The sequence below is a fragment of the Variovorax sp. genome (assembly GCF_035634955.1).
Lineage (GTDB): Bacteria > Pseudomonadota > Gammaproteobacteria > Burkholderiales > Burkholderiaceae_C > Variovorax.
The window spans coordinates 1-24,677 of record NZ_DASQBZ010000033.1 but is presented as its reverse complement, the minus strand read 5'-3'; the positions used below and the strand labels follow the sequence as shown (position 1 = coordinate 24,677).

Annotated in this window: 20 protein-coding genes; 4 read left to right on the top strand and 16 right to left on the bottom strand. The window is 68.7% G+C overall.

Translation table 11 applies throughout. The features are described 5' to 3' along the window. Positions 1-30: 30 nt before the first annotated feature. The 8 genes from VES41_RS22775 to argA all read right to left on the bottom strand — a co-directional run bounded on the left by VES41_RS22775 (position 31) and on the right by argA (position 9,450). On the bottom strand, positions 31-264 hold the full coding sequence (locus VES41_RS22775; protein WP_324821829.1) for a hypothetical protein: 234 nt from the start codon (positions 262-264) through the stop codon (positions 31-33). Between the two features lie 185 nt (positions 265-449). Continuing rightward, the gene (locus tag VES41_RS22770; RefSeq protein WP_324821827.1) at positions 450-2,495 is read right to left on the bottom strand and encodes an ABC-F family ATP-binding cassette domain-containing protein; all 2,046 of its coding nucleotides are present in this window, start codon (positions 2,493-2,495) and stop codon (positions 450-452) included. A 106-nt stretch (positions 2,496-2,601) separates the two neighbouring features. Continuing rightward, positions 2,602-3,471 carry a 50S ribosomal protein L3 N(5)-glutamine methyltransferase gene (gene prmB, locus VES41_RS22765; RefSeq protein ID WP_324821825.1) on the bottom strand — a complete coding sequence of 290 codons (870 nt, stop codon included), beginning with the start codon at positions 3,469-3,471 and terminating at the stop codon, positions 2,602-2,604. Further along, a complete protein-coding gene (gene dapE / locus VES41_RS22760; RefSeq protein WP_324821823.1) occupies positions 3,468-4,643 on the bottom strand; it encodes a succinyl-diaminopimelate desuccinylase in 1,176 nt (391 codons plus the stop codon). The genes prmB and dapE overlap by 4 nt, the downstream gene beginning before the upstream one ends. 14 nt (positions 4,644-4,657) lie before the next feature. After that, positions 4,658-5,812 carry a PilT/PilU family type 4a pilus ATPase gene (locus VES41_RS22755; RefSeq protein WP_324821821.1) on the bottom strand — a complete coding sequence of 385 codons (1,155 nt, stop codon included), beginning with the start codon at positions 5,810-5,812 and terminating at the stop codon, positions 4,658-4,660. 152 nt (positions 5,813-5,964) lie between these two features. After that, a complete protein-coding gene (gene dapD, locus VES41_RS22750; protein WP_324821818.1) occupies positions 5,965-6,798 on the bottom strand; it encodes a 2,3,4,5-tetrahydropyridine-2,6-dicarboxylate N-succinyltransferase in 834 nt (277 codons plus the stop codon). 38 nt (positions 6,799-6,836) lie between these two features. Next, the gene (gene dapC, locus VES41_RS22745) at positions 6,837-8,042 is read right to left on the bottom strand and encodes a succinyldiaminopimelate transaminase (protein WP_324821816.1); all 1,206 of its coding nucleotides are present in this window, start codon (positions 8,040-8,042) and stop codon (positions 6,837-6,839) included. Between the two features lie 58 nt (positions 8,043-8,100). Next, positions 8,101-9,450 carry an amino-acid N-acetyltransferase gene (gene argA / locus VES41_RS22740; RefSeq protein WP_324821814.1) on the bottom strand — a complete coding sequence of 450 codons (1,350 nt, stop codon included), beginning with the start codon at positions 9,448-9,450 and terminating at the stop codon, positions 8,101-8,103. A 14-nt stretch (positions 9,451-9,464) separates the two neighbouring features. Between argA and hrpA the strand changes: the two genes are divergently transcribed. Then, complete coding sequence (gene hrpA, locus VES41_RS22735; RefSeq protein WP_414719220.1) at positions 9,465-13,511, top strand: ATP-dependent RNA helicase HrpA; 4,047 nt, start codon at positions 9,465-9,467, stop codon at positions 13,509-13,511. 66 nt (positions 13,512-13,577) lie between these two features. Here the strand turns inward: hrpA and VES41_RS22730 are convergent, their stop codons facing one another. The 7 genes from VES41_RS22730 to VES41_RS22700 all read right to left on the bottom strand — a co-directional run bounded on the left by VES41_RS22730 (position 13,578) and on the right by VES41_RS22700 (position 22,162). Further along, complete coding sequence (locus VES41_RS22730; protein WP_324821810.1) at positions 13,578-13,736, bottom strand: DUF3309 family protein; 159 nt, start codon at positions 13,734-13,736, stop codon at positions 13,578-13,580. Between the two features lie 171 nt (positions 13,737-13,907). Continuing rightward, on the bottom strand, positions 13,908-15,179 hold the full coding sequence (locus VES41_RS22725; protein WP_324821808.1) for a porin: 1,272 nt from the start codon (positions 15,177-15,179) through the stop codon (positions 13,908-13,910). 138 nt (positions 15,180-15,317) lie between these two features. Next, on the bottom strand, positions 15,318-16,289 hold the full coding sequence (locus VES41_RS22720; RefSeq protein WP_324821806.1) for a quinone oxidoreductase: 972 nt from the start codon (positions 16,287-16,289) through the stop codon (positions 15,318-15,320). A 24-nt stretch (positions 16,290-16,313) separates the two neighbouring features. Next, complete coding sequence (locus VES41_RS22715; protein WP_324821804.1) at positions 16,314-17,300, bottom strand: tripartite tricarboxylate transporter substrate binding protein; 987 nt, start codon at positions 17,298-17,300, stop codon at positions 16,314-16,316. Between the two features lie 5 nt (positions 17,301-17,305). Continuing rightward, a complete protein-coding gene (locus tag VES41_RS22710; RefSeq protein WP_324821802.1) occupies positions 17,306-18,364 on the bottom strand; it encodes a 3-keto-5-aminohexanoate cleavage protein in 1,059 nt (352 codons plus the stop codon). Positions 18,365-18,406: 42 nt separating this feature from the next. Further along, positions 18,407-19,294, bottom strand: a complete 888-nt coding sequence (locus tag VES41_RS22705) for a TauD/TfdA dioxygenase family protein (RefSeq protein ID WP_414719219.1) — start codon at positions 19,292-19,294, stop codon at positions 18,407-18,409. A 165-nt stretch (positions 19,295-19,459) separates the two neighbouring features. Then, positions 19,460-22,162, bottom strand: a complete 2,703-nt coding sequence (locus VES41_RS22700) for a LuxR C-terminal-related transcriptional regulator (RefSeq protein WP_324821800.1) — start codon at positions 22,160-22,162, stop codon at positions 19,460-19,462. A gap of 453 nt (positions 22,163-22,615) precedes the next feature. On the opposite strand from VES41_RS22700, the gene VES41_RS22695 reads away from it, so the two are divergent. Together VES41_RS22695 and VES41_RS22690 are read left to right on the top strand one after the other, a co-directional pair. Next, positions 22,616-23,173 (top strand): fimbrial protein, encoded by a 558-nt coding sequence (locus VES41_RS22695; protein ID WP_324821798.1) that lies wholly within the window; start codon positions 22,616-22,618, stop codon positions 23,171-23,173. Between the two features lie 79 nt (positions 23,174-23,252). Further along, positions 23,253-23,999, top strand: a complete 747-nt coding sequence (locus VES41_RS22690) for a fimbrial biogenesis chaperone (protein WP_324821796.1) — start codon at positions 23,253-23,255, stop codon at positions 23,997-23,999. A gap of 212 nt (positions 24,000-24,211) precedes the next feature. On the opposite strand, the gene VES41_RS22685 is transcribed toward VES41_RS22690, so the two are convergent. After that, on the bottom strand, positions 24,212-24,475 hold the full coding sequence (locus VES41_RS22685) for a hypothetical protein (RefSeq protein ID WP_324821794.1): 264 nt from the start codon (positions 24,473-24,475) through the stop codon (positions 24,212-24,214). On the opposite strand from VES41_RS22685, the gene VES41_RS22680 reads away from it, so the two are divergent. Continuing rightward, positions 24,468-24,677 (top strand): FimD/PapC N-terminal domain-containing protein (locus VES41_RS22680; protein ID WP_324821792.1); only part of this gene is annotated, 210 nt, incomplete at its 3' end. The two genes, VES41_RS22685 and VES41_RS22680, sit on opposite strands and share 8 nt — an antisense overlap.

Below are 24,677 nucleotides of genomic sequence, written 5' to 3'. Positions count from 1 at the left end.
TTTTTCGTGACGGGCGCCGACGCCCGTGGATCAGCGACCGCGCGGTGCCGGGTCGGTGTCGCGATCACTGGCGGCGGCGACCGCGTGGGACACGATGCCGACCGCGTTGGCGCGCAGCAGTTCCTGTCGCAGGGCCGCTTCCAGTTGCTTGCGGGCCGAGTCCGGGCGGTCGTGGTCGTATTCCTGGTCCAGCTCGCAATGCAGGTAATAGTCGACCCGCTCCATGAGTCGCTCTATCGACGCTGCAATATCTTCCTCATTCATTCACTGCACTCCGTTTGATTCACTGCCTGTCATCGCGCATCAGGACGCACCAGTTTCAGTGACTCGTCTCTCCCATGCGGACTGTGCGCCAAACAGGCGCCGTCGCAGAGCGCTATTGTCTCATAATTGCAACAAAATTGTGCGCCGGGGGTCATGCGCGCGCACGGTGCGGCTGCGGACAACCCTCAAGCCGTCATGGCCTGGAGCTGTTCCGACAGGCGCAGCCAGTCTTCTTCGAGCTTGGCGATCTCGTCTTCGAGCCCCTTGAGCCGGCGCCCGGCCTGCGCAATCTGGTCGGGCGTGACGTTCTCGGACAGGCTGGTCTGCAACGCGTCGCGCTCTTCGCCGGCCGTGGCCAGGCGAGCCTCGATTCGGCCGAGTTCGCGTTGCAGGGGGCGGCGTTGCTCGGCCAGCTTCTGGCGCGCGGCTGCTTCCTGCTGTCTCTGCTCGCGGCCGGACGCGGCCGGTGTGGCCGGTGCGGGCGCCGGTGCAGGCGGGGCCTGCGCGGCCGCAGGCTCGGGGGCGGCCACGGCCACGGCCGCTGGCGCGGTCAAGGCGTCGCCAGCCGCCGCCACGCGCGCCACCTCGCGCAGCCGCTTGGCTTCTTCCAGAAGGTAGCGCTGGTAGTCGTCCAGGTCGCCGTCGAAGTCGTCGATGCGGCCGCGGCCGACCAGCCAGAATTCGTCGCAGACGGCGCGCAGCAGCGCCCGGTCGTGGCTGACCAGCATCAGCGTGCCCTCGAACTCGTTGAGGGCGATCGCCAGCGCCTCGCGCGTGGCGAGGTCGAGGTGGTTGGTCGGCTCGTCCATCAGCAGCAGGTTGGGGCGCTGCCAGACCATCATGGCCAGCACCAGCCGCGCCTTCTCGCCGCCGCTCATGGTGCCGACGGCCTGCTTGACCATGTCGCCGCTGAAATTGAAGCTGCCCAGGAACCCGCGCAGGTCCTGCTCGGTGCTGCGCTCGGGCGCGTTGGCGCCGAGGTCGCGCGCCAGGCGCACCATGTGCTCCAGCGGGTTGCTGCCCGGATGCAGCACGTCGAGTTCCTGCTGCGCGAAATAGCCGATCGACAGGCCCTTGCCTTCGGTGATGGTCCCGGCCACCGCACCCATGGTGCGCGCAATGGTCTTGACCAGCGTGGACTTGCCCTGGCCGTTGGCGCCCAGGATGCCGATGCGCTGCCCCGCCAGCACCGAGCGGTTGACGCCGCGCAGGATCACCTTGGGCTCGGCGTCTTCCTGCGGGTAGCCGAAGGCGCCGCCGCTGATGGTGAGCATCGGGTTGGGGATGTTCTGCGGCTCCTTGAACTCGAAGCTGAAGTCGGCCTCGGCCAGCAGCGGCGCCACCTTTTCCATGCGTTCGAGCGCCTTGACGCGGCTTTGCGCCTGGCGTGCCTTGCTGGCCTTGGCCTTGAAGCGGTCGATGAACTTCTGCAGGTGCGCCACCTTCTCCTGCTGGCGCGCGTAGGCGGCCTGCTGCTGCTCCATCTGCAGCGCCCGCATTTCCTCGAACTTGCTGTAGTTGCCGCCGTAGCGGGTCAGTCGGGCCTGGTCGATGTGCAGCGTGACGTTGGTCACCGCGTCCAGAAACTCGCGGTCATGGCTGATGACGATCATGGTGCCGGCGTACTTCTGCAGCCAGCTCTCCAGCCACACCAGGGCGTCGAGGTCCAGGTGGTTGGTCGGCTCGTCGAGCAGGAGCAGGTCGCTCGGGCACATCAGCGCGCGCGCCAGCTGCAGGCGCATGCGCCAGCCGCCGGAGAAGCTGTTGACCGGCTGCATCAGCTCGTGGATCTGGAAGCCCAGGCCCAGGATGAGCGACTGCGCGCGGGGCACGGCGTCGTGCGCGCCGGCGTCGGCCAGGTCGCTGTGGACGTGGGCCAGCGCCATGCCGATGTCCATGTCGTCCGGATCGGCCAGGTGTGCTGCGTCCAGGCGCGCCAGTTCTTCCTGCAGTTGCGCCAGGCGGGTGTCGCCGGCAACGACGAAGTCGGTGGCGAGTTCGTCCGTCTCGGGCATGTTCTGCGCCACCTGGGCCAGTTGCCAGGCGGCCGGCCGCGAGAAATCGCCGCCGTCTTCGTGCAGGGTGCCGTTGAGCAGTGCGAAGAGGGTGGACTTGCCGGCGCCGTTGCGCCCGACCAGGCCGACCTTCTCGCCGGGATTGAGGGTGACGCTGGCGCCATCGAGCAGCACCTTGCTGCCACGGCGCAGGACAACGTTCTTGAGCGTGATCATGATTCGGAAAAAGGGTGTGGCGGGCGTCCTTGCCGGGCGCGCCGCCATGCATCAAAGGGGGAGTATGGCCGCAGTGGCGGCCGGCGGATGGCGGGCGTCGCGCCCGCTAGGGCCGCAGCAGGGCTTCCCGGGTGAGCAGCAGCACCTGGTCCTCGCCCGCGCTGGTGGCCAGCCAGACCACCTCGAGCTGCGGAAACGCGGCCTCGAAGTGCTCGCGCTCGTTGCCGATCTCCAGCACCAGCACGCCCTGCGGCGACAGGCGGTCCGGCAGGTCGGACAGCAGCTTGCGGATGAAGTCCATGCCGTCCGCGCCGCCGGCCAGCGCCAGTTCGGGCTCGGCGCGGTATTCGGCGGGCAGGGCCTGCATGCTCTGCGTGTTGACGTAGGGCGGGTTGCACAGCACCAGGTCGTAGGGCCCGGGCAGCATGGCCAGGCCGTCGGAACGCATCAGCTTGATGCGATCGTCGAGCCCGTGCCGGGTGACGTTGATGGCGGCGACTTCCAGCGCCTCGGTGGACAGGTCGGCGGCGTCCACGTGCACGTCCGGATACGCCATGGCCGCGAGCACCGCCAGGCTGCCATTGCCGGTGCACAGGTCCAGCACCCGTTGCGTGTGCGCGCCGAGCCACGGATCGATCGTGCCGTCGGCCAGCAGTTCGGCGATGAAGCTGCGCGGCACGATGGCCCGCTCGTCGACGTAGAAGGACACGCCCTGCAGCCACGCCTCGCGCGTGAGGTAGGCGGCCGGCAGGCGGCGCTCGATGCGCTCGCGCACGAGGGCCTGCACCTTGAGGGCGTCGGCCGGCGAGACTTCTCGCTCGGCGGCCTCGTCCAGTGCGTCGAGCGGCACCTTCAGGCGCCAGAGCACCAGCCAGGCGGCCTCGTCGAAGGCGTTGAGGGTGCCGTGCCCGAAAGAGACCTGTGCGGCCTCCAACGCGCGCGCCGCGTCCTCGATGAGCGCGATGACGGTGCTCACGCGGCGGCGTCCAGTGCGTTCAATGCGGCCAGCGTGCGGGCGTAGACGTTCTTGAGCGTGTCGATCTCGGCCACCGCGATGTGCTCGTCGATCTTGTGGATGCTGGCGTTGACCGGCCCGAACTCGACCACCTGCTCGCAGACCTGGGCGATGAAGCGGGCGTCGCTGGTGCCGCCGCTGGTGGACAGCTCGGTGGCGATGCCGGTCTCGGCCTGGATGGCCGTGCGCACGGCGGACACCAGCGCCCCCGGCTGGGTCAGGAAAGGCAGGCCGCCGACGGTCCATTTCAGGTCGTAGTCGACGCCGTGGGCGTCCAGCACGCCGTGCACCCGCCGCTGCAGCGACTCGGGCGTCGATTCGGTGGAGAAGCGGAAGTTGAAGTCCACCACGGCGCTGCCCGGGATCACGTTGCTGGCCCCGGTGCCCGCGTGGAAGTTGCTGATCTGCCAGCTGGTTGGCTGGAAGTACGCGTTGCCCTTGTCCCAGCCCCCGGCATTGTTGATGGCCACCAGTTCGGCCAGGGCGGGTGCCAGCTGGTGCACCGGATTGCGCGCCAGGTGCGGATAGGCGATATGGCCTTGCACGCCGTTGACGGTGAGGCGCCCGCTCATCGTGCCGCGCCGGCCATTCTTGATCATGTCGCCGCAGCGCTCGACCGAGGTCGGTTCGCCGACGATGCAGTAGTGCAGCTTCTCCCCGCGGGCGGCCAGCTCGCGGCACACCACCACGGTGCCGTCCACGGCCGGGCCTTCCTCGTCGCTGGTCAGCAGCAGCGCGACCGAAAGGCGCGGGTCGGGGTGCGCCGCCAGGAATTCCTCGATGGCGACCACGAAGGCGGCCAGAGAGGTCTTCATGTCGCAGGCGCCGCGCCCGTACATGCGGCCGTCGCGGTGCGTTGGCGTGAAGGGCGGGCTGGTCCACTGCTCGAGCGGGCCTGTGGGCACGACGTCGGTGTGGCCGGCGAAGACCAGCGTGCGCGCCGCTGGGTCGGCCGATCGGCGGATGGCCCAGAGGTTGGTGACGCGGAAGTCGGCCGGCCCGCTGGCGATGGTCTCGAGCGTGAAGCCAAGCGGCGCGAGCCGCTCGCCGATGAGTTGCTGGCAGCCGCCGTCCTCGGGCGTGACGGAGGGGCGGGCGATCAGTTCTTCGGCGAGGAGCAGCGTGCGGGACATTCAGGCAGACAGGGTCAGAATTTCACGTCTAGCGTGATTTCGGTGAAGGAAGGCGCCTCGACCTGGTCGAGCAGGGCGCGCTCTTCCTGTTGCGGCGCATTGCTCGCCACGTTGCGGTTTTGCAGGCGCCACATCAGGTTGGTGGGCGAATCGGCATGGGCCAGGCCTTCGGCGCGGTCGATCTTGCCCGAAAGAATCAGGCGGGCAATGTCTTCCTCGAAGGTCTGCGAGCCTTCGGCCAGCGATTGTTCCATCGCTTCCTTGACCGCCGACAGGTCGCCCTTCTCGATCAGCTCGGCCACCAGCTGGGTGTTGAGCATGACCTCCACGGCCGGCACCCGGGCGCCGGCGGGCGTGCGAAGCAGGCGCTGCGCGATGACGGCGCGCATGGCCGAGCCCAGGTCGCCCAGCAGGGTCGGGCGCACTTCCACCGGATAGAAGCTCAGGATGCGGTTGAGCGCGCGATAGGCGTTGTTGGCATGCAGCGTGGCCACGCACAGGTGGCCCGACTGCGCATAGGCGATGGCCGCGCTCATGGTTTCGCGGTCGCGGATCTCGCCGATCTGGATCACGTCGGGCGCCTGGCGCAGCGCGTTCTTCAGCGCCAGCTGCAGCGACTGGGTGTCGCTGCCGACGTCGCGCTGGTTCACCAGCGATTTCTTGTTGGTGAAGATGTACTCGATGGGCTCTTCGACCGTCAGGATGTGGCCGCTGGCGTTCTCGTTGCGGTAGTCCAGCATCGAGGCCAGCGTGGTCGACTTGCCGGCGCCGGTGGCCCCTACCATCAGGATGAGGCCGCGCTTTTCCATGATGAGGGTCTTGAGCACCGGCGGCAGACCCAGTTCCTCGAACGAGGGAATCCGAGCCGGGATGTGGCGCACCACCACCGCATACGTGCCGCGCTGGCGCATGGCGCTGACACGGAAGTTGCCGACGCCCTCGAGCGCAACCGCGGTGTTGAGCTCGCCGGTCGCCTTCAGTTCGTCCACGCGCTCGCCCGGCAGGATCTCCGACAGCAGGGTCAGCGGCGCCTCCGGCGGCAGCACCTGGGCATTGATCGGCAGGCACTGGCCGTTGATGCGGATCTGCGCCGGCGCATGCGCCGACAGGTAGATGTCCGACGCCTTGCGCTCGGCCATCAGCCGAAGGATGCGCTCCATGGTGCTCACAATCTCTCTCCTCAAGTGACGTTTTTTGTCAAACCGGTGAGGGGCTGCAAGCCGCATGCCCGTGCCCTTGCGGGACCTTTCGCGTCAGCGCCAGTGCCAACCGCCGAAGAAATGAATGCCTTGGTTCTCGTATGCCGGTGCGCCGATGTGTCTCAGTCGCGCAGCAGGTCGTTGAGCGAGGTCTTCGCGCGCGTCTGGGCGTCGACCGTCTTGACGATGATTGCCGCGTAGGTGGTGTAGTCGGTGCCGTTGGGCGCCTTCTTCTGCAGGCCGCCGCTGATCACCACGCTGCCGGCGGGCACGCGGCCGTACAGCGTCTCGCCGGTCTCGCGGTTGAAGATGGGTGTGCTCTTGCCGAGGTACACGCCCATGCCCAGCACCGAGTTCTCTTCGACGACCACGCCCTCGACGACTTCGGAACGCGCGCCGATGAAGCAGTTGTCCTCGATGATGGTGGGGCCGGCCTGCAGCGGCTCGAGCACGCCGCCGATGCCCACGCCGCCCGACAGGTGGACGTTGGCGCCGATCTGGGCGCACGAGCCGACGGTGGCCCAGGTGTCGACCATGGTGTTCTCGCCGACGTAGGCGCCGATGTTCACGTAAGACGGCATCAGCACCGCGCCCTTGGCGATGTAGCTGCCGCGGCGCGCCACGGCCGGCGGCACGATGCGCACGCCGGCTTCCTTGAGCTCGCTGGCCGACAGGTGCGAGAACTTGGTCGGCACCTTGTCGTAGAAACCGAGCGCGCCGGCGGTGATCTGCTCGTTGTCACGCAGGCGGAACGACAGCAGCACGGCCTTCTTGATCCACTGGTGCACCGTCCACTGGCCGACCGCCTCGCGGGTGGCCACGCGCAGGCTGCCGTTGTTGAGCTCGGCAATGACGTGCTCGACGGCGTCGCGCACTTCCTTGGAGGCGGCGCTGGCCGAGATGTTGGCGCGGTCTTCCCACGCGGCGTCGATGGTTTGCTGGAGTTGCTGGGTCATGTCGATGGTTTCGGTTGGTATCTGTTGGCAGGGCGCGCTCAGCGGCCTTGCTGGACGAAGCGCACGATGCGCTCGGCGGCCTCGATGCATTCGGCGGTGTCTGCCACCAGGGCCATGCGCACGCGGCCCCGGCCCGGGTTGGCGCCCTGTGCCTCGCGCGCCAGGTAGGAGCCGGGCAGAACCGTCACATTGTATTGACCGTAGAGGGCGCGGGCGAACGCGGCGTCGTCGCCTTCCCAGGCTGGCGGCACGCCGGCCCACAGGTAGAAGCTGGCGTCCGGCAGGCGCACGTCGAGCACCGGCTCGAGCAGGGGCGTGACCGCCGCGAACTTGGCGCGGTACTGGGCGCGGTTGTCCACCACGTGCGACTCGTCGCTCCAGGCCGCGATGCTGGCGGCCGCGACCGCGCCGCTCATCGCGCTGCCGTGGTAGGTGCGGTAGAGCAGGAAGGCCTTGATGAGGGCCGCGTCGCCCGCCACGAAGCCGCTGCGCAGGCCCGGCACGTTGCTGCGCTTGGACAGCGAGGTCAGCGCGATCAGGTTGCGGAAATCGTTGCGTCCGAGCTTGGCCGCCGCCTCCAGGCCGCCCAGCGGGGGCTCGTCGCGGAAGTAGATCTCGCCGTAGCACTCGTCCGAGGCGATGACGAAGCCGTGCCGGTCCGACAGTTCGAACAGGCGCTGCCACTCGTCCAGCGGCATCACGGCGCCGGTCGGGTTGCCCGGCGAGCAGACGAACACCAGCTGCGTGCGCTGCCAGACCGCCTCGGGCACGCCGGCCCAGTCGACCGCGAAGTTGCGCGCGGGCACGCTCGGCACGTAGTACGGCTCGGCCCCGGCCAGCAGGGCCGCACCCTCGTAGATCTGGTAGAACGGATTGGGCGAGACCACGAACGGCGCCGGTTCGCGGCGGCCGTCGATGATTGTCTGCGCCAGGGAGAAAAGCGCCTCGCGCGAGCCGTTGACCGGCAGCACCTGGGTGGCGGGGTCGAGGTCGAGCTGGTAGCGCTTGTGCAGCCAGCGGGTGAAGGACTCGCGCAGCTTCAGGTCGCCGGCGGTGGCCGGATAGGCCGCCAGCGCGCCCATGCCGGCGGTCAGCGCGTCCTTGATGAAGCCGGGTGTGGCATGGCGCGGCTCGCCGATGCCCAGGCTGATCGGCGAATAGGCCGGGTCCGGCGTGACGCCGGCGAACAGTTGCCGCAGCCTCTCGAAGGGGTAGGGCTGCAGCCTGGCAAGCAGGGGATTCATGGCCCGGATTATCGGCCAGCGGGCCGGGGGCTGCCGGCCGCCGGCGGCATGCCGGCGCTCACGAGAGGCGCTTGACCAGCACCTGGCTCTTGCGGTCCCAGTTGTATTTCTTCTTGCGCGCCTCGGGCAGCCAGTCAGGGTCGACCGAGGTGAAGCCGCGCTTGATGAACCAGTGCATGGTGCGGGTGGTCAGCACGAAGATGCTCTCGAGGCCCATGGCCCTGGCGCGCTGTTCCACGCGCTTGAGCAGGCGTTCGCCGTCGCCCTGCGACTGCGACTGGTTCGACACCGTCAGCGCCGCCATCTCGCCGGTACGCGCCTCCGGATACGGGTAGAGGGCCGCGCAGCCGAAGATCACGCCGTCGTGCTCGATCACGGTGTAGTGGCCGATGTCGCGCTCGATCTCGGTGCGGCTGCGCTTGACCAGCGTGCCGTCGCGCTCGTAGGGCTCGATCAGCTGCAGGATGCCCCCGATGTCGTCGGCGGTGGCCTCGTGCAGGCTTTCGAGCTTCTCGTCCACCACCATGGTGCCGATGCCGTCGTGCACGTACACCTCGAGCAGCAGCGAGCCGTCCACCGCGAACGGAATGATGTGGTTGCGCTCCACGCCGCCGGCGCAGGCCTTGACGCAGTGCTGCAGGTAGAACGCGGTGTCCGTCGGGCGCTGGGGCGACGCCAGCGCGGCCAGCAGCTTCTTGGCATCGGCCAGGGGCAGCTCGGTGTCGATGGGGTTGTCTTCGCTCACCGGATGGTCCGGCTGCTGGGGAATGCCGGGAATCTCGGTCAGGAAGATCAGCTTGTCGGCCTGGATCGCCGTGGCGACGCTGGTGGCCACCTCTTCCATGGTCAGGTTGAAGGCCTCGCCGGTGGGCGAGAAGCCGAAGGGCGACAGCAGCACCATGGCGCCGAAATCGAGCGCGCGCCGGATGCCGGCCACGTCCACCTTGCGCACCAGGCCCGAATGCATGAAATCCACGCCGTCCACCACGCCCACCGGCCTGGCGGTGATGAAGTTGCCCGAGATCATCCGCACCGTGGCGCCGGCCATGGGCGTGTTCGGCAGGCCCTGGCTGAACGCGGCCTCGATCTCGTAGCGCAGCTGGCCGGCCGCCTCCTGCGCGCAGTCGAGCGCCACGCTGTCGGTGATGCGCATGCCGTGCGAATAGCGCGCCTCGTGCCCCTTGGCCTTGAGCTGCTCGTTCACCTGCGGGCGAAAGCCGTGCACCAGCACCACCTTGACGCCCATGCTCTGGATGAGCGCCAGGTCCTGCGCGATGTGCTGCAGCTTGCCCGCGGCGATGGCCTCGCCCGCCATGGCCACCACGAAGGTCTTGCCCCGGTGCATGTGGATGTACGGCGCGACCGACCGGAACCACGGGACAAAGGTGAAGTTGAAAACAGTGGACATGCAGCTGGAATCAAATGCGGCCGGCGGCGGCCCGCCAGCCCGGCGGGGATAATCCGGCGATTGTCTCCGAAGCTTTCTTCCGGGCGCCAGGCCCGGTCAATTCCGCCTTGTCCGACGCCGCTGCCGCCCCCACCGCACTGAAGATCGAATTCCCCGACGCGCTGCCGGTATCGGCCCGGCGCGACGAGATCGCCGCCGCCATCGCCGCCCACCAGGTCGTGATCGTCTGCGGCGAGACCGGCTCGGGCAAGACCACGCAGCTGCCCAAGATCGCGCTGGCGCTGGGCCGCGGGCGCCTGAACGCGCCGCCGGGCAAGGGGCGGCTGATCGGGCACACGCAGCCGCGCCGGATCGCCGCCAGTTCGGTGGCGCGGCGCATCGCCGAGGAGCTGAACACGCCGCTGGGCGAGGTGGTGGGCTTCAAGGTGCGCTTCCAGGACCGGCTCTCGCGCGACGCCTCGGTCAAGCTGATGACCGACGGCATCCTGCTGGCCGAGACCCAGGGCGATCCGCTGCTCAAGGCCTACGACACGCTGATCATCGACGAGGCGCACGAGCGCTCGCTGAACATCGACTTCCTGCTGGGCTACCTGCGCGAGATCCTGCCGCGCCGGCCGGACCTGAAGGTCATCGTCACCTCGGCCACCATCGACGCCGACCGCTTTGCCCGGCATTTCGCCACCCAGGCGCCCGGGCAGGCCGAGCCGGTGCCCGCGCCTGTGCTGATGGTCTCGGGCCGGACCTACCCGGTCGAGATGCGCTGGCGGCCTTTCGAGGAAACGCGCGACCACGACCTGAACGACGCCATCGCCGAAGGCGTGGACGAGCTCTGGCGCGACCCGCGCATGGGCGGCGACATCCTGGTGTTCCTGCCGGGCGAACGCGAGATCCGCGAGGCCGCCGACCACCTGCGGCGGCACCTGGCGCACCAGCCGGCGCTGCGCAATGCCGAGGTGCTGCCGCTGTTCGCGCGGCTGTCGCAGGCCGAGCAGGACCGCGTGTTCCAGCCGCATGGCGGGCGGCGCATCGTGCTGGCCACCAACGTGGCCGAGACGTCGTTGACGGTTCCGGGCATCCGCTACGTGATCGACGCCGGCACGGCGCGGGTCAAGCGCTACAGCTTCCGCAGCAAGGTCGAGCAGTTGCTGGTCGAGCCGATCAGCCAGGCCGCGGCCAACCAGCGCGCCGGCCGCTGCGGCCGGGTGGCCAACGGGATCTGCATCCGCCTGTATGGCGAGGACGACTTCAACGGCCGGCCGCGCTTTACCGATCCGGAGATCCTGCGCAGTTCGCTGGCCGGCGTCATCCTGCGCATGAAGTCGCTGCACCTGGGCGACGTGGAGCGCTTCCCGTTCCTCGAGGCGCCGTCGCGCCGGGCGATCACCGACGGGTACCAGCTGCTGGGCGAGCTCGGCGCGGTCGACGAGTCCAATGCCTTGACGGCCACCGGCACCGAACTGGCGCGGCTGCCGCTGGACCCGCGGGTCGGCCGGATGATCCTGGAGGCGCGCGAGCGCGGGGCCCTGGCCGAAGTGCTGGTGATCGCCTCCGCGCTGTCGGTTCAGGACGTGCGCGACCGGCCGCTCGAGGCGCAGGCCCAGGCCGACCAGGCTCACGCCAAGTTCGACGACGAGAAGAGCGAGTTCAGTGGCTACCTGCGGCTGTGGCAGTGGATCCATGATGCGCGCGGCGGCCACGGCCAGGACGGCGACCGGCATCGCCTGAGCAACCGGCAGTACGAGCAGTTGCTGCGGCAGAACTTCGTCAACGTGCGCCGGGTGCGTGAATGGCGCGACACCCATTCGCAGTTGCTGACGGTGGTGACCGAGCACAAGTGGCGCCTGAATGCCCAGCCGGCGAGCTACGAGGAGCTGCACCTTTCCATGCTCTCGGGCCTGCTAGGCAACGTGGGCTGCAAGCTCGACGAGGAGGGCGCCGGCTCGGGCGAATACCTCGGCGCGCGAGGCATCAAGTTCCACCGCCATCCGGGCGCGCACCTGAAGAAGAAGCCGGGCCGCTGGATCGTGTGCGCCGAGCTGGTTGAGACGACGCGCCTGTTCGGGCGCGGCATCGCCAATGTCGAGCCGCGCTGGATCGAGCAGGCCGCCGCGCATCTGCTCAAGAAACAGGTGCTCGACCCGCATTGGGAAAAGAAGGAGGCGCGCGTGGTCGCCTTCGAGCGCGCCACGCTCTACGGCCTGGTGATCTACAGCGGCCGGCGCGTGGACTACGCGCAGGTCGATCCGGTCGAGGCGCGCCAGATATTCATCCGCGAGGCGCTGGTGGCGCAGGAATGGGACACCCAGCTGCCATTCCTGCAGGCCAACCGAAAGCTGCTGCGGGAAGTCGAGCAGCTCGAGCACAAGTCGCGCCGCCAGGACGTGCTGGTCGACGACGCGCTCATCTATGCCTTCTATGACGCGCAGCTGCCCGCGAACGTGGCCAGCGCGGCCGAGTTCCAGGGCTGGTGGCGCGTGGCCTCGCGCGAGCAGCCGAAGCTGCTGCACCTGACGCGCGAAGACCTCATGCGCCACCAGGCCGCCGGCGTCACCGCGCAAGCTTTTCCGCCCACGGTCAAGCTCGGCGGCGTCGACTGCGCGGCGGCCTACCTGCACGAGCCGGGCGACGCGCGCGACGGGCTGACGGTGTCGGTGCCGCTGTTCGTGCTCAACCAGGTCGCCGAGGAACGCTGCGAATGGCTGGTGCCGGGCATGCTCAAGGACAAGATCCAGGCCTTGCTCAAGAGCCTGCCGCAGAAGCCGCGCTCGCGCCTGGTGCCGCTGCCGGAATCGGCCGGCCGCCTGGCGGAGCAACTGGGCACCCCCGAGGAATTCGCCAAGGGCTCGCTCACCGATGCCCTGCTCAAGCAGGTGCGCGACATCACGGGGCTGGACGTCAAGCGCGCGGATTTCAAGCTCGACATGCTCGCGCCCCACCTGTTCATGAACCTGCGCGTCGTGGACGAGCACGGCCGGCAGCTGGGCATGGGCCGCAACCTGGGCGCGTTGCGCGCGGAGCTGGGCGCCAAGGCGCGCGGCGCCTTCCAGGCACTGGCCGGCCTGCAGACGCGCAAGGCCGGCACCGCCGACGCGGGCGGCGCCCAGCAGACCGGGCCGGCTGGCGCGGCGCGGCCCGCGTCCGCAGGCGCGCCGGCAGCGACTGGCAAGGGCGGCAGTTCCGCCGCGCACGCGGCGCCCGGCGCCACGGCGGCCGATCGCCGCTATACGGACTGGTCCTTCGGCGAATTGCCTGAGCTGATGGAACTGCGCCGCGGGGGACAGACGCTGATCGGCTTTCCGGCCCTGCTCGACGAAGGCGACGCGGTGCGCATCGAGGTCTTCGACGAGCCGGAGGTGGCCGCGCAAAAGCATCGCGCCGGCCTGCGCAGGCTGTTCGCGCTGCAGATCCGCGACGCGCTCAAGTACCTGGAAAAGAACATTCCCGACCTGCAGAAGATGGCGGTGGCCTACATGCCGCTGGGCACGTTGGAGGAGCTGCGCGCGCAGATCATCGACGTTGCGCTCGAACGCGCCTTCCTGCTCGAGCCGCTGCCGACGGACGCGCCGGCCTTTGCGCGCCGGACCGAGGAAGGACGGGGCCGGCTGACCTTGATCGCCAATGAGGTGGCGCGTCTGGCAGGAGTCATTCTTGTCGAGTACGCGCTGGCGGCTCGCAAGATCAAGGACACGAAGAACCATCCCGAGGCGGTGCAGGACGCGGCCCAGCAGTTGCAAAGGCTGGTCGGCAAGCGATTCATCGCCGAGACGCCGTGGCCGCAATTGCAGCACTTCGCCCGCTATCTCAAGGGCATCGTGCTTAGGCTGGACAAGTTGCGCGCCGATCCGGCGCGCGATGCGCAGAAGCTGGCTGAACTGCGGCCGCAGGAAGCGCGCTACTGGCGGCTGGTGGCCGAGCGCAAGGGCGTACAGGACGATCGCCTGCGCGAGTTTCGCTGGCTACTGGAAGAACTGAGGGTGAGTTTTTTCGCGCAGGAACTGCGCACGCCGCAACCGGTGAGCATCAAGCGGCTGGACAAGGCCTGGAGCCAGTTGGGACATTGATGCAGAACGCCGGCCCCTCCCGAGGCCGGCGCTGCGTTCATCCGATTTCAGGTGTGTTGCGCGAGGCTAGATGTATCCGAGCAGCAGCAGGATGATCACGATCAGCAGTACCAACCCGAGGCCGCCGCTGGGCATGTAGCCCCAGCTGCGGCTGTAACCCCAGCTGGGCAGCGCACCGATAAGCAGCAGGATCAGGACGATCAGCAGGATGAAGGACAGGGACATGTTTTTCTCCGGACATTGGTGTTGTTCAACGCCCGTCCATCGTGGGGGCCGGTGCTTGTCTTGAGCGCGGGAGCCGGGCCCGTCGCCGGGTCGGGAAACAGCCGGCTTCGCTGTCGGACACCGGCTGCGTTCGGGCGGCGCGGCGCGCGCCGCGCCGCGCCGGAAGCGAGGCTAGAAGATGTGGCGGATGCCGACGTCCCAGCCGTATCCCTTGTCCGCGCGATACCCGGAGCGCTGATTGAGGACGTCGTCGATGGAGGCGGCGGTGTAGCCGGCCGTTCCGTTGGGCGGCAGGGCGGGGGGAATCGCCGCGCCGTTCCTGTTCCTGGTGACGGCGACCGTCGTGTAGAGCGCGGTGCGCCTGGAGAGGTTGTGCACGTAGCCCAGCGCGAGCTTGTCGGCCGTGGGGTCGGGCAGGTCCAGGCCCTGGCTCATCGGTGCTTCGCTGACGTCCGCCACCAGGTGCGAGTACGCGACGCGGATCAGGCCCGGGCCGACCGGCAGCGTCATGCCGACCAGGTAGCCGTTGGCCGTGACGTCGCCCGACGGCGCGGCGACCGGCGGGTTCACGTAGTCGTTCTTCACCTGGACGTACGTGTACTCGCCGAACAGCTTCAGCAAGCCGAAGTCGTAGGTCGCGGCGACATTGCTGGTGCCGAGCGTCTTGGTCAGGCCGCCGTAGTAGTCGTCGCCGATGGTGCTCGCGCCGTGCGACGCTGCAACATCCAGCGGCCCCTTCGCGTAGCCGAGCCGGGCGCCGACATAGCGGCCGGTACGTGCGGTGTTGAGCGTGGTCGGCGTGCTGGAGCCGGGGTCGTACTTGACGTTCTCGCCCAAGCCGTACATCACCTGGCCATAGAAGCCACCGAGATTGGGCGGCAGGAAGTAGCTGACGCTGTTGTTGGCGCGCACGTAGTTGGGGTTGGCGATCAGGTTGTTGATCGTGCCCGGGCCGCCCGCCCCGCCGAGCAGCATGCTGATGACGCTCGCCCCGGCGCCCACCGTGGCGAAGGGATCGAAGACGTTGTCGCTCAGGAACGTCGGGGTGTAGTCCCGGCCCAGGCGGAACTCGCCGAATCCGCCCGACAGGCTCACCGTCGAGCGCCGATTGAAGCCCAGGCCATTGGGAGCGAAGCCCGAGCCCGTGTCGTTGGCCAGGCCCGCCTCGAGCCAGAAGCTGGCCGCCATCCCGCCGCCCAGGTCTTCCGTGCCGCGGAATCCGAGCCGGCTGCCGATCAGGTTGCCGGAGGACATCACCGTCTGGTTCTGCACCATCGTGGGATGAGGCTGCGAATCGCCGCCGTTGCCGGTGTCCACGTAGTGGCTGCGGGTCTGGTAGTAGCTGACGCCGGCGTCGATGATGCCGAACACGGTGACGGACGATTGGGCCGTCGCCAGGCCGGCACCGGCCATCGCGGCCAGGGCAACGAGAGGTCTCTTCATGATCACTGTCTCTGATAGTTGTGGGAATTCCTGAGGGCGTGCGCGAGCGCGCGCCGCGTCATGAACGCGAGCGCCGCCCCCGCGCTCGCCGAGCGCGTGCGATGAATGACGGAGGTCCTGTTCCTGTCCCTGTCCGGGTCAGGGGACCAGCACGGTCGCGCCGGTGGTCCTTCTTCCTTCGAGCGCGCGGTGCGCGTCGGCCGCGTCGGCCAGCGCGAAGGTCTGCTGCGGCTCGCTGACGATGTTGCCGGTCAGCACGTGGTCGAACAGTTCGCGCGCCATGTCCAGCATGTGCGACCGCGGCTGGATGTAATGCATCATTGCCGGCCGCGTGACCCACAGCGAACCCTTGGCGGCGAGCAGCTGCGAATCGATGACCACCGGGCCCGACGACGTGCCGTTGCTCACGAGCGAACCGCGCGGCTGCAGGCTGTCGAGCGAGGCCTCGAGCGTGTCCTTGCCCACCGAGTCGTAGACCACCGGCACGCCCTTGCCGCCGGTCAGTTCGCGCACCCGCTGGGCAATGTTCTCGCGCGAGGTGACGATGGTGTGGGTGCACCCATTGGCCTTGGCGACCGCCGCCTTCTCGTCGGTGCTCACGGTGCCGATCATGGTCACGCCCATGGCCCGCGCCCACTGGCAGGCGATCAGGCCGACGCCGCCGGCGGCCGCGTGGTAGAGGATGGTCTCGCCGCCCTTGAGCGGATAGACCTGGCGGAACAGGTACTGGGCCGTCATGCCCTTCATCATCAGCGTCGCGGCGGTGCTGTCGCTGATGCCGTCCGGCAGGGGGATCAGCAAGTCGGCCGGCATCACTCGTGCCTGCGAATACGCGCCCTGCGGGCCGATGAGGTAGCCCACGCGGTCGCCCGGCGCGATGCCGGTGACGTCCGGCCCCACGGCCTCGACCACGCCCACCGCGTCGGAGCCGAGGCCATTGGGCAAGGCCAGGGGGTAGCGGCCGGTACGGAAGTAGATGTCGATGAAGTTGACGGCAATGTAGGTGTGGCGCACGCGTGCCTGACCCGGGCCGGGCTCGCCGACGTCGATGTTCTCCAACCTGAGGACTTCCGGGCCGCCGGTTTCATTGAAGCGGATGGCTTGGACCATGGTTTTTCCTTCTGCTGCCTGTGCCTAGTTCAGCTTGATGTCGAACGACTTCACGATCGCCGCGTTGCGGTCGTACTCTTCGCGCACGTCGACCGCGGCCTGTGCCGGCGAGAGGTCGGTGGTCGGCTCGAAGCCCGCATCGACCAGGCGTTTGCGCACGTCGGGATTGGCCGCCACCTTCTGCAGCGCCGCATGGATCTTCTCCGTCAGTTCGGCTGGCAGCCTGGACGATGCGATCACGCCGGTCCAGTTGCTGAAGTTCAGTTCCGGGTAGCCGAGTTCCGCGAACGTCGGCACGGTGGGAAAGTCCGGCAGGCGCGACTTGTACGCCACCGCCAGCAGCCGGACCTTGCCCGCGGCGATGAGGTTCTTCGAGGTGACGGCGCCGTCGAACATCAGCGGGATCTGCCCGCCCATCACCTGGGCCAGCGCCGGCGCCGAGCCGGGGAAGGGCACATGCACCATGTCCAGCTGCGCCGACTTGTTCAGGATCGCGCCGGCGTACTGCGAGGCCGTGCCGGCGCTGTACGAGGCGTAGGAAACCTCGCCCGGATGCGCCTTCACGAACGCGATCGCTGCCTTGGCGTCCTTGGCCGGGAACTGGGGCGAAGCAATGAACAGCATGACCGAGCGCGCCATCACGGCCACCGGCTTGACGTCCTTGAGCGGATCGAATCCGCCTTGGAGCACGTGCGGCACTTCCGTGAGCACGTTGCTGGCGATCATCATCAATGCCTGCCCGTCCGCGGGCTGGGACAACATGTACTTGACCGCGATGGCGCCGCCGGCACCGGGCTTGTTCTCGACGATGACCGCCTGGCCGATGTCGCGTGAGAGCTGGTCGCCGACGATGCGGGCCATGACGTCGATGGTGCCGCCCGGCGGCGCCGGCACGATCAACTTGACCGGCTTGTCGATGAAGGCGTTGGCCGCGGATGGCTGCAGCGCCGCTGCGAGGGCGATCGCCAGGCCGGCCAGGCGTGCAGCTATGGTGAATGCTGAGTTCTGCATGGCGTTCAGGCCACCTTGCGCAGGAAGCCCTGCTGGCCGCCGTTGCGGTTGGGGGCGAAACCGTTGCGCGCCAGGCTCTCTTGGACCGTGTCGTAGAACACGTCGATCTGGCAGATCTCGCGCGCCTGCGCGGCGGTGGCGATCGGGCGGCCGAACTCCTGCGAGATGCGCACCAGTTGCCGGATCTGCTCGACCGTGCTCATTTTCTCGGTGCGCGCCTGGTTCCACAGGTTGTCCTCGGTGCCGCAGCGCACGTGCAGGCCCAGGGCGATGCCCATCATGTTGATCGGCAGAACGTTGCGCATGGAGCTTTCCACCGTCAGCACCGCGCCGTCGGGCAGGGCGCGCACGAAGTTGGCCAGACTGTAGAGGCTGGGCATGTCCATGCCGCCGCCGATGGCCACCCAGTTGAGCACCAGCGGCCCCTTGTAGATGCCGCGGCGCATCAGGCGCTCGACCGACTCGAAGCTGTTGATGTTGTAGCACTGGAACGCGCTCTGGATGCCGGCTTCGTTCAGGCGCCGGATGTGTTCCTCGGCCCAGCCCGGCTGCGCCGGCACGGTCATTTCCTTGTAGGCGTTGTAGACCTCCGGGTCTTCCATGGACGTGCCGCGGATGTCCGCATCTTCCCAGTGCTCGACGACGTTCATCTGCGAGGTGTTGACCGTCACCGTCACCTGGTCGGGCTTGGGGTCGAGTTCGGCCAGCATGTGGCGGGTGTCGTCCGACAGCCATTTCGCGGCGGCGCCTTCGGTCTCGGGCGCGAAGCTGATCGAGCCTCCCACCTGGATGATCATGTCGGGCACGGCGCGGCGCACGCCGGCAATCAGCTCGTTGAACTTGGACAGGCGCTTGGAGCCCTTGCCGTCGAGTTCGCGCACGTGCAGGTGCAGGACGCGGGCGCCGGCTTCATAGCAGTCGACCGCCTTCTGGACCTGCTCCTCCATCGTCACCGCGATGTCCTCGGGGAAGTCGGCGGGGACCCAGGCCGGCGCGTACGGTGCGGCGGTGATGATCAGTGGCTGCTGGTTTTCGGGGTAGAGGGAGCCGTCGAGGAAGTTCATGGCGATGACCTTGGAGAGAGAGTTGAAAGTGGCGAGGAGCGCTCAGAAGGTGGCTTCGCCGACGATGCCGGCCCGTTCCATCTTTCGGTGGCACGGCGGGTAGTCCATCACTGCGTAGTGCTGCGTGGACCGGTTGTCCCACATGGCCACGTCACCCGGCTGCCAGCGCCAGCGCACCTGGTATTCGGGGATGGCGGCCTGGTTGATGAGGTACTGCAGCAGGGCCGAACTGCCCTGCGTGAAGTCCTGGCCGTAGCGGACGTTGTCCGGCGTGTGGAAGTTGCTCAGATGGGTGGTGAAGGCATTGACGAACAGGATCTTCTCGCCCGTCTCGGGGTGGGTGCGGACCACGGGGTGCTCGGCATCGGGGAACTGGGCCTTCAGTGCCAGGCGCTTCTCGACCGGCATGGCGGCGCCGAACGTCGCCTCGATGCTGTGGCGCGCCCGCAGGGGCGCAATCCGCTCCTTCACCTGCTGCGGCAGCTTCTCGTAGGCCAGCGCCATGTTGGCCCACATGGTGTCCCCGCCCACTGGCGGGCACTCCACGCAGCGCAGCACGCAGCCGAAGGGCGGCGCTTCGCGCCAGGTGGCGTCGGTGTGCCAGCCGTTCTCGTAGCGGTCGAGCGGCGCGTCGGGCGTCTTGTAGATGCGGACCAGGCCGGGGTGCTCAGGGTCGCTGCCGGCCACCGGGTGGTCTTCCAGTTCGCCGAAGTGGCGGGCAAAGGCCACGTGCTCGGCGCGGGTGAGCTCCTGGTCGCGGAAGAACAGGACCTTGTGGCGCAACAGCAGTTCCCGGATCGCGGCTGCCAGCCCGGCGTCGCGCGAGGCCCGGGCCAGGCTCACGTTGCGCACTTGCGCGCCGATGGCGCAGGTCAGCGGGTGGGCCTCGATGCCGGTCGCGGACGCCGAAGGGGTCGTGGTCGTGTTCATCGCTTGTCTCCTGGGCCGCAAGCGTGCCCGGGTGGGCCGAATGCGTGCAGACCTGAAGGTTACGCAGCAATGCCTTCCGGCGCCCCCTTCTTGAAGGAGGGGCCCCCGTCTGGGGGTTTCTCTGCATGTGCCGGCGATCCAGGCGGATGGCGCGACACGGTGCAATCAGGCGTCCGGACCGATCAACCCGAGGATGCGCGCACGCTGGACCACCTGCTTTCGCGTGCCGGCCTCGAGCTTGGCGAACAGGTTCTTGACATGCCACTTGGTCGTCGTCTCCCCGACCTGCATGGCCCGCCCGATCTCCTTGTTCGACAGGTTGCGGGCGAGCAGTTGGAGCACCTCGCGCTCTTTTGGGGTGAGCGCCGCGCCATGCGGGACCGCGGCAGCGGGGGTGGGCGCGGGAGCCGCCGGCGGCATCGCCATGCCCGGCGCGTCCTGCGGTGCCTCCTCGGCCGCGAGCGTCGCGACCCAGGTGCCGAGGTCGGGGTGCGCGTCGGAGAATACGCGGCGCAGGCCGTAGACGCCCGCCAGGTCCATCGCTTCGCGGATGAGCCCCTGCGATGCTTCGCCGCAACGCTCGAGCGCCAGCGCGCGCAGGCCCAGCAGTTCGATGTGGGTGCGACCGTGCCCGAGCTGCCGCGCGAGTTCGTCTGCACGCTCGAGCGGTGCCAGGGCATCGCGCCAGTTCTGCGCGGCGATTGCCGCGTAGCCGTGTGCGAGGTCGCGTCGCAGCTGCGCGTCGCGTCGCCACAAGGGCCTGGCGGCGAACGCCGGGTCGGCCAGCAGGGCGTCGATCTGCCCGCATAGCGCGCGGCAGCTCTCGGCGCGCCGGTGCTGGGCGTGCAGTCGTACGCGGTCGGCCAGGCTGGCGATGCGCAGCCGCGGCAGGTTCCGGGCGACGCCCGCCGCGTCCAGTGCGCCGAGCAGTTCCAGCACCCGGTGCTGTTCGCCTTCCGCCGTGGCGATGCGCGCGGCGGTCTGGTAGGCCAGCAGCAACGACTCCGGCAGGCCGCTGTGCTCGAGGACGTCGAGGCGGTCGGCCAGCAGTGCTGCGGCGTCGTCGGGCCGTCCCAGGTCCCAGGAGGCGGCCGCCAGCAGGGCGGCCAGCATGCAGCTGAAGCGGTTGCGGCGGCCCAGCTCCGCCTCGACCTGGGCCACGGCGGGACGAAGCAGACGTTCCGCCAGCAGGACCTGGCCTTCCCACATGTAGCTCAGGCCGGTGAGCAGTTCGCTCCAGTGTCCGATGTAGCCGGCACCGGGCGCCGCCCCACTGCGCGGCGCCTGCTGCAGCCGCAGGCGGGCCAGCGCCGGCTCGCCCTCGAGCAGCGCCTGGTAGGCCATGCGGTTGGCGTGGACCTGCTGGAGCAGCGGGTCGGCCAGCGGCGCCGACGCGGTCCAGGGCGCGTGCAGCGCCACGAAGCGATCGGGGTCGTCCGCGAACGCGGCGGCGCCGCCCAGGATCAGCGCGCATTCGCAGCGCAGCGGCTCGTCCGCCATCGGCTGGGCCAGGATGCGCTCGACCAGGCGCTGCGCTTCGGGATGGCGCTCGCTGGCCGCCAGCGTCCAGGCCGCCGCCAGCAGCAGGCGCGGTCGCCGGTCGAGCTCGTCGGCCGGCAGCCGGCCGAGCCATTCGAGCACCGCACCCTGGCGGCCGCGCTGCATCAACGATTCGTAGAGGCTGCGCTCGGCCAGGTCATAGGCCTTCTCGCGCTGGCCGGCAGCCAGCGCGTGGCGGGCAGCTTGTTCGAGGAAGCCGTGGTCGTCCAGCCACTGTGCCGCGCGCGCGTGTGCCTGTGCCTGCTGCGCGGCGTCGAGTTCGGCGAAGTGCTGGCGCAGCACGTCCCGCGCCAGTGCATGCATGCGCAGCCACTCGCCATGCTCCGCGGCGGTGAACAGCGGCGTGTCGCTGGCCAGGCGCGCCAGCCGCGCGCCGGCGTCGGCGGTATCGGCCACGGCACGGCACAGGTCGGGATGAAGCGGGTCAAGGATGGACAGCCGCGTCAGCAACTCGCGATCGGGCGGCGCCAGGTCGGCGAGCAGCAGCCGGACGAGCTGGCCCTGCAACTGGCCGCCGTGCGCCACCAGCGCGGCCATGTTGGCGCTGGCATCGTCCCCGCGCGACACGAGCGTCAGCGCCAGCTGCAGGCCCAGCGGCCAGCCTTCGGTCAATGCATGCAGGCGGGCGGTGGCGTCGTGATCGACGCGGGCGCCGAAACGCTCGTGTACCAGCTTCAGGGTGTCCTCGAGGCTGAAGCGCAACTGCGCCGCCCCGATCTCGACGCATTGCCCGTAGGCGATCAGGTCGTCGATGTCCAGTTCGAAATCGGGACGCGCGGCGATCAGCAGGCGCACGTTCGACGGTGCATTGCGCAGCAGGTAGGCCAGGGCCTTGCGCGAGGAAGAAGGCAGGCGCTCGGCTTCGTCCACGATCAGCACGACGTCCGGTGCCGCCTGCACCAGATCGGCCAGGAACTCCGTGACGCTGGCCAGGCCGTCTGCCGCGGCACTGGCATCGGCGGCGTCGGCCTCGATCACGCTTCGCCCGAAGGCCGGGCGACCAATGGCCAGTCGAACGGCCAGCGCCAGGCTCTGCACCAGGCGGTGCGGGTGATCGTTCGACTGGGCGCTGACCCAGGCGACGGCTGCGCCGGTGACCAGATACTCGCGTCGCCATTGCGCGAGCAGCGACGTCTTGCCGAAGCCGGCTGGGGCCTGCACCACGAATGCCGCGTGGCCGCGCAGGTCTTCGCCGCCGGAGAACAGGCGTGCCCGCGACACCAGGTGGCGCGGCAATCGCGGCGGCGTCACCTTCAGCAGCAGATCGTAGGGGTTGCCGGCAGCGCCAGCGGAGGTGGAGGTCGCCAATGGGTCGCGTCCGTCAAAGCCTGCACCGCCGGATTCTCACCCAGGAGACCCGTGCCGCGCCGGCCATGCCGGCCCCGTGTGCGCGCTGCCCAGAGGCGACGGGGCGTTGCAGGCACGCGCCGAAGCCTTTCTCGAATGACAAGTGGGCCGGATCAATCCAAGAGCGATTCGGTCAATTAATTCATGGCCGCTCGCAAATGCTAATCCTCTGCAGTGCATTGAGGACGCGGTTGACGCCTCTGTAGGAAATTTCCGGGTTCACGCAAATCCGTTTCGCACATTAGTCAACTATTGTTGTGGTGATAATTAACAATGCTCAATTAAAGGTTGCCGCAATTGCGGTCACTCGGTCATTGTCTCCCTCGACGGTGGCGGATTGAGCGCCAGCCAAGCGAGAGTTTGACCCCGGACTCGGTGGCTTTTGGTTAATTTGAAACTCTACGAAAGCGCTAAATGAAGAAAGTTATTTCCGCCGTCGGAATCGCCGCTGCGAGCCTGTTTGCCATCAATGCCCAAGCCGCCGACGGCACCATCACGTTCACCGGGAGCATCACGGACACCACCTGCTCGATCAACGGCGTTGCCGCCGGCACGCCGGCTGACGTCACGGTGACCTTGCCTGCGGTACCGGCCAGCTCCCTTGCCAATGCTGGCGACACTGCCGGTGTGTCGGGGCCATCCGACATCGTGTTCTCGCTCAGCGGTTGCACCGGCGGTGCCACCAAGGCCATTGCGCGGTTCGAGAACGGCCCGACCGTGGACCAGTCGAGCGGCAACCTGGTCAACCAGGCCAGCACTGGCGGCGCCAGCAACGTGCAGGTGCAATTGCTCAACAGCAATTTCCAACCGATCAACATCACCACCAATTCGAACAACGACATCGCGACGCTCGGTGCGGCAATTACGGCTGGCAATGCGGACCTGACCTATTACGGCCAGTATTTCTCGACCGGCGCCGCCACCGCCGGCGCGGTCGACACGTCCGTGCAATACACGATGGACTATCAATAAGCCGGTGCCGGCCAGGGGCAGGGCGTCCCCGCGTGGGGCGCCCCGACGTGTTCGATTTTTCAGTTCCAGGGAGATTGACTTGAAGTTGCCAACCCGCTGCCTTTTCGCCGCGGCGCTCGCTGGTGCGCTGCTGGCCGGGCCTGCCCACGCCAGCGTGACCATCGGCGGGACCCGGGTGATCTACCCGATGGCCGAGCGCGAAGTCAACGTCAAGGTCGACAACGACAGCCGCGCGCCGTCGCTGGTGCAGGTGTGGGTGGATGACGGCAAGACCGATGCCGACCCGGGCCAGTCGAAGGTGCCGTTCGTGGTGACGCCGCCGATCTTTCGCATGGAGCCGCAGAAGTCGCAGACGCTGCGCATCATGTACACGGGCGAGGCACTGCCAAGCGACCGCGAGTCGGTGTTCTGGCTCAACGTGCTGGACATTCCGCCCAAGTCGGCCAAGGCCTCGCGCGCGAACACGCTGCAGTTTGCGTTTCGCACGCGCATCAAGATCTTCGTGCGCCCGGCCCGGCTCGACGGCAGGCCCGAGGACGCACCGGCCAAGCTGACCTGGCAACTGGTGCCCGCGCCCGATGGCAAGGGCCAGGCGCTGCGGGTGACCAACCCCACGCCCTACCACGTGTCCTTCAGCGAGTTCGGCATCGAGGACGGCAGCCGCACGTTCAAGAACGACATGGGCGGCATGGTGGCCCCCGAAGGCGCCACGGTGCTGCGCATTCCCGACCTGGCCGGGGCCGACGCGGGCGCCAAGGTGCACTACGTGGCCATCAGCGACCACGCCGCGGCCCTGCCCGGCGAGGCGCCGATCAGCACCAGGTAGCGCTGCGCTGCGTCGCGGTCTGCCGCGGTCTGCCGCGGCCCGCCGCGGCCCGCCGGCGCCCGGCCGGCATGGCGATCCGCGCATCGCCTGAACCGTCGTTATTTCCCGTTGCCGATCCGTGCGGCCGCTGCTGCTTTGTGGCACGCCCGCGGGGACGGCTGCGTGCCGGTGCACGCACCCACCAGGAACACAAGCATGAAGCTCCGGTCCCGTCATCGTCTGCCACCCGCGCGCCTGAAGGCGCCGCGGGTGCGCACCGACGCGGGCCGGTTGTCATGCGCGCCGCCGGCGGTGCTGTCGGCGCTGTCGGTGCTGGTGGGCGTCATGGCCGCTCCGATGCCCGCGGACGCGAACACGAGTACCAGCACGAGTAGCAACACCAGCACCAGCACCAGCACCAGCACCAGCACGAGCACCAGCACCAGCACGAGCACCAGCACGAGCACGAGCACGAGCACGGCCGATGCCGTGGCCACCGCTGCCTCGGCCACCGTTGCCTCGGCCACCGCTGCCGAGGACATTGCCTTTCCCACCACCTTCCTGCGCACGCGCCCGAACGAGACCGTGGACGTGGCGCGCTTCTCGCGCGCCAACCAGGTGGCCCCCGGCGTCTACAACCTGGACATCCTGGTCAACGGCAGGCGCCTGGACCGCATCGACGTGCGCTTCGTCGGCGCC